Origin of the sequence: Caldimonas brevitalea, assembly GCF_001017435.1 — a bacterium.
GTDB lineage: Bacteria > Pseudomonadota > Gammaproteobacteria > Burkholderiales > Burkholderiaceae_C > Caldimonas > Caldimonas brevitalea.
Window position 1 is genome coordinate 6,467,975 of sequence record NZ_CP011371.1, and the last position, 8,173, is coordinate 6,476,147.

At 68.0% G+C, this 8,173-nt stretch carries 8 protein-coding genes; 2 read left to right on the plus strand and 6 right to left on the minus strand.

The window, feature by feature from the left end:
* Positions 1–122: 122 nt before the first annotated feature.
* Entirely contained in the window at positions 123–2,120 is a 1,998-nt protein-coding gene (locus tag AAW51_RS27645; protein WP_047197189.1) for a monovalent cation:proton antiporter family protein, read from the plus strand.
* 142 nt (positions 2,121–2,262) lie between these two features.
* Positions 2,263–2,802 (plus strand): adenine phosphoribosyltransferase, encoded by a 540-nt coding sequence (locus AAW51_RS27650; protein WP_047197190.1) that lies wholly within the window; start codon positions 2,263–2,265, stop codon positions 2,800–2,802.
* A 24-nt stretch (positions 2,803–2,826) separates the two neighbouring features.
* Here AAW51_RS27650 and AAW51_RS27655 read toward each other — a convergent pair whose 3' ends face one another.
* The 6 genes from AAW51_RS27655 to rpmH form a co-directional block, all read right to left on the minus strand.
* Positions 2,827–3,294 carry a cyclic nucleotide-binding domain-containing protein gene (locus AAW51_RS27655; protein ID WP_047197191.1) on the minus strand — a complete coding sequence of 156 codons (468 nt, stop codon included), beginning with the start codon at positions 3,292–3,294 and terminating at the stop codon, positions 2,827–2,829.
* Between the two features lie 154 nt (positions 3,295–3,448).
* Positions 3,449–4,837, minus strand: a complete 1,389-nt coding sequence (mnmE, locus tag AAW51_RS27660; protein WP_047197192.1) for a tRNA uridine-5-carboxymethylaminomethyl(34) synthesis GTPase MnmE — start codon at positions 4,835–4,837, stop codon at positions 3,449–3,451.
* 90 nt (positions 4,838–4,927) lie between these two features.
* Positions 4,928–6,622: a membrane protein insertase YidC gene (yidC, locus tag AAW51_RS27665; protein WP_047197193.1), complete on the minus strand. Its 1,695-nt coding sequence runs from the start codon at positions 6,620–6,622 to the stop codon at positions 4,928–4,930.
* Positions 6,619–6,921 (minus strand): membrane protein insertion efficiency factor YidD, encoded by a 303-nt coding sequence (yidD, locus tag AAW51_RS27670; RefSeq protein ID WP_047197194.1) that lies wholly within the window; start codon positions 6,919–6,921, stop codon positions 6,619–6,621. Before yidD ends, yidC begins: the two co-directional genes overlap by 4 nt.
* 35 nt (positions 6,922–6,956) lie before the next feature.
* The gene (locus AAW51_RS27675) at positions 6,957–7,310 is read right to left on the minus strand and encodes a ribonuclease P protein component (RefSeq protein WP_470273153.1); all 354 of its coding nucleotides are present in this window, start codon (positions 7,308–7,310) and stop codon (positions 6,957–6,959) included.
* Positions 7,311–7,605: 295 nt separating this feature from the next.
* On the minus strand, positions 7,606–7,740 hold the full coding sequence (gene rpmH, locus AAW51_RS27680; RefSeq protein ID WP_047197195.1) for a 50S ribosomal protein L34: 135 nt from the start codon (positions 7,738–7,740) through the stop codon (positions 7,606–7,608).
* Positions 7,741–8,173: the final 433 nt, after the last annotated feature.

The window sequence follows — 8,173 nt, forward strand, 5'->3', positions numbered from 1 at the left end:
CGTACGTTCAGACACAGGGCGCGGGGGTCGATTACGATGCACGGATTCTAGGCTTCGGCCGCAACCCCCTGCCGAGCGCGTCTCGCACTGCTCGGCACAGCCCTTGCAATCCTCGCCTCTCGATGGCCTCGACCCTCGAACTCGTCCTGCTGTATTTGCTGGCCGCCGTGATCGGCGTCACGGTCTGCCGCACCTTCCGCCTGCCGCCGATGCTCGGTTATCTCGCCGTCGGCGTCCTGATCGGCCCCAACGCGCTGGCGCTGGCGCGCGACAGTGCCGAGTTCGGCTACCTCGCCGAATTCGGCGTCGTGTTCCTGATGTTCGTGATCGGCCTCGAATTCAACCTGCCCAAGCTCAAAAGCATGCGGCGCATGGTGTTCGGCCTCGGGTTCAGCGAGGTCCTGACCACCATGCTGGTGACCGTGCTCGGCAATGCCGCCCTGGCCTGGATCTTCACGATGCTGGGGCGGCAATGGAACTTGCCATGGCAGACCGCCGTGGCGCTGGGCGGCGCACTCGCGATGTCCTCCACCGCCATCGTCGTCAAGCTGATGGCCGAGCGCCTCGAACTCGAAAGCGAACACGGCCGCCGCGTGATGGGCGTGCTGCTGTTCCAGGATCTGGCCGTGGTGCCGCTGCTGGTGCTCATCCCCGCCCTCGGGTCGTCGGCCGAGGAGCTGGCCCAGGCGCTCGCCTGGGCCACGCTGAAGGCCGCCTTGCTGCTCACCGTGCTGCTGGTCGGCGGGCAGCGGGTGATGCGCTGGTGGCTGACCCTGGTGGCACGCCGCAAGAGCGAAGAACTGTTCATCCTGAACCTGCTGCTGGTCACCCTCGGGCTTGCCTGGCTGACCGAGCATGCCGGCCTGTCGCTGGCGCTGGGCGCCTTTGTGGCCGGCATGCTGATCGCCGAAACCGAATACAAGCACCAGGTCGAGACCGACATCCGCCCCTTCCACGACGTGCTGCTGGGGCTGTTCTTCATCACCATCGGCATGATGCTCGACTGGCGGCTGGTGCTCGAGCAATGGCCGCTGGTGTTGCTGCTGACGGTCGCGCCGGTGGCGTTCAAGTTCGTGCTCGTCGCGGTGCTGGCCAAGTCCTTCGGCTCGACCACCGGCGTCGCGCTGCGCACCGGGCTCTACCTGGCGCAGGCCGGCGAATTCGGGCTGGTGCTGCTCAACCTGGCGGCCGAACATCGCCTGGTGACGCCCGACCTGCGCAGTGCGGTGCTGGCTTCGATGGTGTTGTCGATGCTCGCGACGCCGTTCATCGTGCAGTACAGCAACCGCATCGTGATGCGGTTGTCCGCGAACGACTGGCTGATGCAGTCGGTCGAGATGACCAGCATCGCCAAGCGCGCGATCAACACCGACCGCCATGTGATCATCTGCGGCTATGGCCGCAGCGGCCAGAACCTGGCGCGCATGCTGGAGGTCGAGCAGATCCCCTACATGGCGCTCGACCTCGACCCCGACCGGGTGAGGCAAGCGGCCGCGGCCGGCCAGAGTGTGGTGTTCGGTGATGCAGCCCGGCTGCAGAGCCTGATGGCGGCCGGCCTGGCCCGTGCCAGCGCGGTGGTGGTGAGCTACCCCGACACCGCCTCGGCCCTCAAGATCCTGCAACTCGTCCACGAGCACGCGCCCAAGGTGCCGGTGGTGGTGCGCACCATCGACGACGCCGACCTCGAGAAACTGCGTGCCGCCGGTGCCGCCGAAGTGGTGCCGGAAGCGATCGAGGGTTCCCTGATGCTGGCGTCGCAGGCTCTCGCGCTGGTGGGGGTGCCGATGCGGCGCGTGATCCGCCTGGTGCAGGAGCAGCGCGACGCCCGCTACAGCCTGCTGCGCGGCTACTTCCACGGGGCCGACGACGACACCGTCGACGAGCGAGAGCAAGCCCGACTGCAGTCGATCACCCTGCCGGCCGGCTCCGCGCTGTGCGGCCAGCCTCTGCTGCATGCCGCGCTGCACGCCATCGGCGTGTCGGTGGTGTCGGTGCGGCGCGCCCATGGCGGTGTGGTGAGACCCCACGACGAGCTGGTGATGGCACCGGGCGACACGCTGGTGCTGTCGGGCCGTCCCGAGCCGCTGGCCCTGGCCGAACAGAAGCTGCTGACCGGCTGAGCCCTGCCCTGCCGCCGTCGCGGCCATGGCATCACCGCCATGGCGGCCGATCGCGCGACAATCCGCGACACCGGGGCGCACCGCGCCGCTGGTCGTAGTCCCCGCCGACCCTCCAACCACAGCAGCAGCTGCCGCACCGACCATGGACGACCGCGCCTACATCAAGAGCCACATCCGTACCGTGCCCGACTGGCCCGAGCCGGGCGTGCAGTTTCGCGACATCACGCCGCTGCTGCAAAGCCCCAAGGTGTTCCGCGTGCTGATCGATCAGTTCGTGCACCGCTACTTCGACACCCGGCCCGACGTCATCGCCGGGCTGGACGCGCGCGGTTTCATCATCGGGTCGGTGCTCGCTTACGAGCTGAACATCGGTTTCGTGCCGATCCGCAAGAAAGGCAAGCTGCCGTTCACCACCGTCGAAGAAACCTACGAGCTCGAATACGGCTCCGCCACCGTCGAGCTGCACACCGATGCCGTCAAGGCCGGCGACAAGGTGGTGTTGATCGACGACCTGATCGCGACCGGCGGCACGATGATGGCCGGCAAACGCTTGCTGGAACGCCTAGGTGCGCAGGTGATCGAAGGCGCCGCCATCGTCGAACTGCCCGAACTCAAGGGCGCCGAGAAACTCCGTGCCAGCGGCCTGCCGCTGTTCACGCTGGTGTCGTTCGAAGGGCACTGAAGTGCCGCGGCAGTGGCCGGCGCGTCAGGCCATCGGCATCTGACGGGCCAGCATCGCCTGCATGCGGGCCGTCATCACGGCACCCGCGGCACGCAACAGTTCGAGCGCGATCGGTGGCACTCGCAGCGCCAGTTCGTCGAAACGGGGCAGGCGCAAGGCCCAGATCACCCCCGGGGTCATCGCCTCGACATTGGCCGCACGGCCGCAGTCGGCGAACAAGCTGGGCTCGCCGAACACCGCCCCCGGGCGCAGGATGGCCACCTTGGTCGAGCCCGGCGTGGCGCCGCTGACATAGACCTGCATCGAGCCCTGGGCCAGGAAGTACATGGTGCGGTCGTGGTCGCCCTGGCGGATCACGAGGTCACCGGTGCGCACATCGTGGCGCGTGAGGTACTGCGAGATGGTGCGCCACTGCTGCACGTCGAGACGCGGACGGAACGCATCCTCGGTGTTGAGCGACTGGATCGCGATGACCAGCTGGTCGAAGTTCATCTCGAGTTCCCTCTACTGACTGCTTTACTGACGTGCGATGGCACCGCCCGCGCGGCCACCCCTCCTACCGTGGGGCGATTATGGGGTCAGGGTCAAGCCGTCACAATGCCGGCGCCCTGCCATCCCCCCTGAATCGGCGCTCCGCCGGCGTGATTTATTTGCCGATGCAGAACCGGCTGAAGATCTCGCCGAGCAGGTCGTCGGCGCTGAACTCGCCGGTGATCTCTCCCAGCGCGTTGTGGGCCAGCCGCAGCTCCTCGGCAAACAAGTCGAGCGCGTGGTCGGACACCGCGGCGTGCTCGGCCGCGACCTCGAGGTGGGCCGCCGAGCGTCTGAGTGCCCGCACATGTCGCTCACGCGCAATGAACACGCCCTCGGGCTGCGCATGCCAGCCGGCCAGCTCCAGCAGCAGCGCCCGCAATGCGTCGAGCCCTGCCCCTGTCTTGGCCGACAGCGCGACGGCCCGCTCGCCGTCGCGCTTCGGCACCGGCAGGCCCCGGTCGACCTTGTTGAACACGTGCACCAGCCGGGCGCCTTGCGGCAGCCGCGCCAGAATGTCCGCCTCGCCGGCGTCGTAGCCGGGCTCACCGAGCCGGGTCAGGTCGTGCAGGAACAGCACCGCGTCGGCGGCCGCGATCTCGGCCCAGGTGCGGGCAATGCCGATGCGTTCGACCTCGTCGGTCGCCTCGGCGTCCGAGCGCAGCCCGGCCGTGTCGATCACGTGCAGCGGCACGCCGGCGATCTGGATCGTCTCGCTCACCTTGTCGCGCGTCGTGCCGGGAATGGGGGTGACGATGGCAAGTTCCGCCCCGGCCAGCGCGTTCAGCAGCGAACTCTTGCCCACGTTGGGCTGCCCGGCCAGCACCACCTTGATGCCCTCGCGCAGCAGCGCACCCTGGCGCGCCCGGTCGAGCACGCCGTCCAGCGTCTCCCGGATGCGCCGCAGCTGTCCGCGGGCGTCGGCCTTTTCGAGGAAATCGATCTCCTCTTCGGGGAAGTCGAGCGTGGCCTCGACCAGCATGCGCAGGTGCACGATCTGGTCACGCAGCGTGTGCACCTGCTGCGAGAACGCACCACTGAGCGAGCGGCTGGCGGAGCGGGCGGCCGCTTCCGTGCTGGCGTCGATCAAATCGCCGACCGCCTCGGCCTGCGCCAGGTCGAGCTTGTCGTTCAGGAAAGCGCGCTGGGTGAACTCGCCGGGCTCCGCGATGCGCAAGGCCGGCAACAGCGATTGCGCCACCTCGAGGCAACGCGCCAGCAACAGTTGCAGCACCACCGGGCCGCCGTGCGCCTGCAGCTCCAGCACGTCCTCGCCGGTGTAGGAATGGGGGGCCGGGAAGTACAACGCCAGCCCATGGTCGATCGGCTGCCCCTCGGCGTCGCGCAACGGCAGGTAGGTGGCGTGCCGGGGTTGCAAACGCACGCCCAGCAGAGCCTCGACATAGGGCCCGAGTTGGCGACCCGACACCCGCACGATGCCGACGGCCCCGCGGCCCGGCGCTGTGGCGATGGCGACGATGGGGTCGTGATGGCGGCTCAGCATGTCGAGGTGATTGTGCTACTGCAGAAAGACACACGCCCCGCGCCTTGCGGCCGCGGGGCGTGACGGGTCGCAGGCCCCGCAGGGCGCCGCTTACTTGTTGACGCCCAGCTGCTTGTTGATCACCCACTGCTGGGCGATCGACAGGACGTTGTTCGTCACCCAGTACAGCACCAGGCCGGCCGGGAAGAAGAAGAACATCACCGAGAACACCAGCGGCATGATCCACATCATGCGGGCCTGCACCGGGTCCGGCGGCGTCGGGTTGAGCCAGGTCTGCAGCAGCGTCGAGGCGGTCATCAGCAGCGGCAGGATGAAGAACGGATCTTTCACCGACAGGTCTTCGATCCACAGGATCCACGGCGCGTTGCGCATCTCGACCGACGACAGCAACACCCAGTACAGCGCGATGAACACCGGGATCTGGATCATGATGGGCAGGCAGCCGCCCAACGGGTTGACCTTCTCCTCTCGGTAGATGCGCATCATTTCCTGCTGCATCTGCTGGGGCTTGTCCTTGTAGCGCTCGCGCAGCTCGGCCACGCGCGGCGCCACCACCTTCATCTTGGCCATCGACTTGTAGGCCTTGGCGTTGAGCCAGAAGAAGGCCGCCTTCAGCAGCACCACCAGCGCCACGATGGCCCAGCCCCAGTTGCCGATCTTCGAATGCAGGAAGTCGAGCAGCGCGAACAGCGGCTTGGACAAGATGGTGAACCAGCCGTAGTCCTTCACCAGCTCCAGCCCCGGGGCCAGCAGTTCGAGCTTCTTCTCTTCCTGCGGGCCGATGTAGAGCGTGGTGTCGACGCTCTGCGTGGCGCCGGGTGCCACGCTGGGCAGCGGCTGCACCATCGCGACCGAGTACAGGTTGGACGCCACCTTGGCGGTGCGGAACTCGCGCGGCGCCGGCTGCGTGTTCAGCCAGGCCGACACGAAGTAGTGCTGCACCATCGCCACCCAGCCGTTGTTGGCCGCGGGCGGGGTCTCGGCCTGACCCTTCTCGATGTCCTTGAAGTCGATCTTCTGGAACTTGGTGGTGTCGGTGAACGCCGCCGGGCCGGTGAAGGTCGAGTAGAAGCTCGATTCGCCCGGGGGCGGGTTGCCGTCGCGCACCAGTTGCAGATAGAGCTGCGGCTCGCGCGGCTGGTCGCTTGTGTTGACCACCTCATGCTTGACCGCGATGGCGTAGCTGCCACGCTCGAAGGTGTAGGTCTTGCGGTACTGCAGACCGTTCACCGGGGCCGACTCGAGCACCAGACGCAGGTCTTTCTGCCCCTCGGCCAGCGTGCGTTCGCCCGGCAAGGCGGTCATGGGCGTCAGGTGGTTCGGGAAGGCGCCGCCGTTGTCTTGGCGGTTGACGAGACCCGTCTGTGCGAGATAGACGCGGTCGGCCGACTGGTCGAGCAGGGTCACCTTGCGGGTCGGGTCGATCTGGTCGTCGAACCGCAGCAGCTCGACACGGCTCACCGTGCCGCCTTGCGTGTCGACCACCAGGCGGTAAACGTCGGTGGTGATGGTCACCTTCTCGGACGACGACGCCGGCGCCGGGGTCTGCGCCGCGATCGCGTTGGCACCGCTGCCGGTGGCCGCCGGCACGCCTGCGACCGGCGCCGGGACTCCGGCGACGCCGGCAGAAGCGCCAGGGGCCGATGCCGGCGCCGTGGACACCGTCGCGGGCGGCGCCGGCGTGAACATCGAGGGCTGGCCGTTGTGCTTGTTCCAGGCGTCCCACAGCAGGACGAGAGACATCGTGAACACCACCCAGAGGATGGTGCGGCGCATATCGGTCATGGAGACGACTCGCTGTTAGAGGTGCTTGCCGCGCGGGCCGGACGAGCCTGCGCCGTGAAGCGGGAAAACAGACGTGGGGGATCGGCCGGCACCGGGTCGGCACCGCCTTCGCACCAGGGTTGGCAACGGCACAAACGCCGCACCGTCAGATAACTGCCCGCGGCCGCGCCGTGGCGTTCCAACGCCTGCAGCGCATAAGCCGAGCAGGTGGGATAGAAGCGACAGCTGGCGCCCAACCACGGGCTCAGCATCAGCTGATAGCCACGTACCAGCCCCATGAGCGCACGTCGGAGGATCATCGCGGGCCTGTGGAATACAGCATGAGGGTACGCCTTCAGGGCGACGCCGCAGCCTTCGGCGGCGGCCCCTGCTTGGCAGCTGCACGCGGCAGAGCCTGCCGCAGCAGCGCGTCGAGTTCATCGCGCGCGGCATGACGCAGCGCGTCAGACGCAGCGCTGACAAACTGCGCGCGGTCGAAAGTGGCGCGCAAACGCACCACCCAGACCCCGGGAGGCACGGCGGGCCCTTGGCGTTCGAACGCCGCAAACACCTGACGCTTGAGCAAAGACCGGGTCACGGAACGGCGCGCCCAACGTTTGGGCAGCACCGTGCCGACTTGCGCCACCGGCGCGCGTCGAGCGGTTTGCGCGACAGAGACATCCACAAGGCCAGCGGCCTCGGTGCCCACGCCTGTTGACAACTCGTCGGCAGCGGTTGCGTCCGGCGCTTGAGGCGCCAGATCGGTGCCGGGCACGAAGTGGGCGATAAAGTGCGGGCTGCGGCCTACAACGCCGGCAGAACCGGCGCCCAGGGCGCGTTCAAAGTCCGCTTTTTGCTTGAGACGCCGCATCGACACCTCGGCAGGGCCGGCGCCACCCGGGCTCGCTGCGGCGCTCACGAGCAAGGGCTCTGCGGCTGCGCCAACGCGCAGCGCAGTCCCCTCGGCGACGTCTCGCCGCGCCACGCCGGCCGGCGCCGCGGACTCAGACGGCCAGGCGTTTACGGCCCTTGGCACGGCGCGCGTTGATGACCTTGCGGCCGCCACGCGTCTTCATGCGGACCAGGAAACCATGCGTGCGAGCGCGGCGGACCTTGGAAGGTTGGTAGGTGCGTTTCATGTTCGATTCCTTGTTCGGCGCCCTTGTCCAGCGCCCGTGTTGAGCGCCACTGCGGCGAGCGCCTTGCCTTCGCCGAGTGGGCTCAGGCCGTCAAACCAAAGCCCGCGGGCTGCGGGCTTGAGACTCCCGGGCGGAACACCGAGCCCCTTCACGCCTGACCGGCCCGCGTGCCCACTGTCGCCGCGCCCGGGGAAGCCCCCGAGCCAACAGTCAGCCCGCTCAAGCTCGGCGTGGGCGACAAGAAGTCACACAATCCGCAGATTCGGGAAACCCTCTATTACAGCAAAAACCCCCTTTGCCGTCAACGAGTTACCCGGCGCCGGGGTGTGGACGGCGGCGCGGCAGGCGGCGCGCCGCCTTGTGGATAACTGTCCGCGACGACGCCGTTGGGGGGTAGAATCCGGCCGCTCCAAGAAGAGTTTTCCACAAATAC

What these genes read in the sequence shown, in the direction of transcription:
- yidD (WP_047197194.1), bottom strand. Translation starts at nt 6,921, where the DNA reads ATGATCCTCCGACGTGCGCTCATGGGGCTGGTACGTGGCTATCAGCTG.
- mnmE (WP_047197192.1), bottom strand. Translation starts at nt 4,837, where the DNA reads ATGCTGAGCCGCCATCACGACCCCATCGTCGCCATCGCCACAGCGCCG.
- AAW51_RS27645 (WP_047197189.1), top strand. Translation starts at nt 123, where the DNA reads ATGGCCTCGACCCTCGAACTCGTCCTGCTGTATTTGCTGGCCGCCGTG.
- AAW51_RS27650 (WP_047197190.1), top strand. Translation starts at nt 2,263, where the DNA reads ATGGACGACCGCGCCTACATCAAGAGCCACATCCGTACCGTGCCCGAC.
- AAW51_RS27655 (WP_047197191.1), bottom strand. Translation starts at nt 3,294, where the DNA reads ATGAACTTCGACCAGCTGGTCATCGCGATCCAGTCGCTCAACACCGAG.
- yidC (WP_047197193.1), bottom strand. Translation starts at nt 6,622, where the DNA reads ATGACCGATATGCGCCGCACCATCCTCTGGGTGGTGTTCACGATGTCT.
- rpmH (WP_047197195.1), bottom strand. Translation starts at nt 7,740, where the DNA reads ATGAAACGCACCTACCAACCTTCCAAGGTCCGCCGCGCTCGCACGCAT.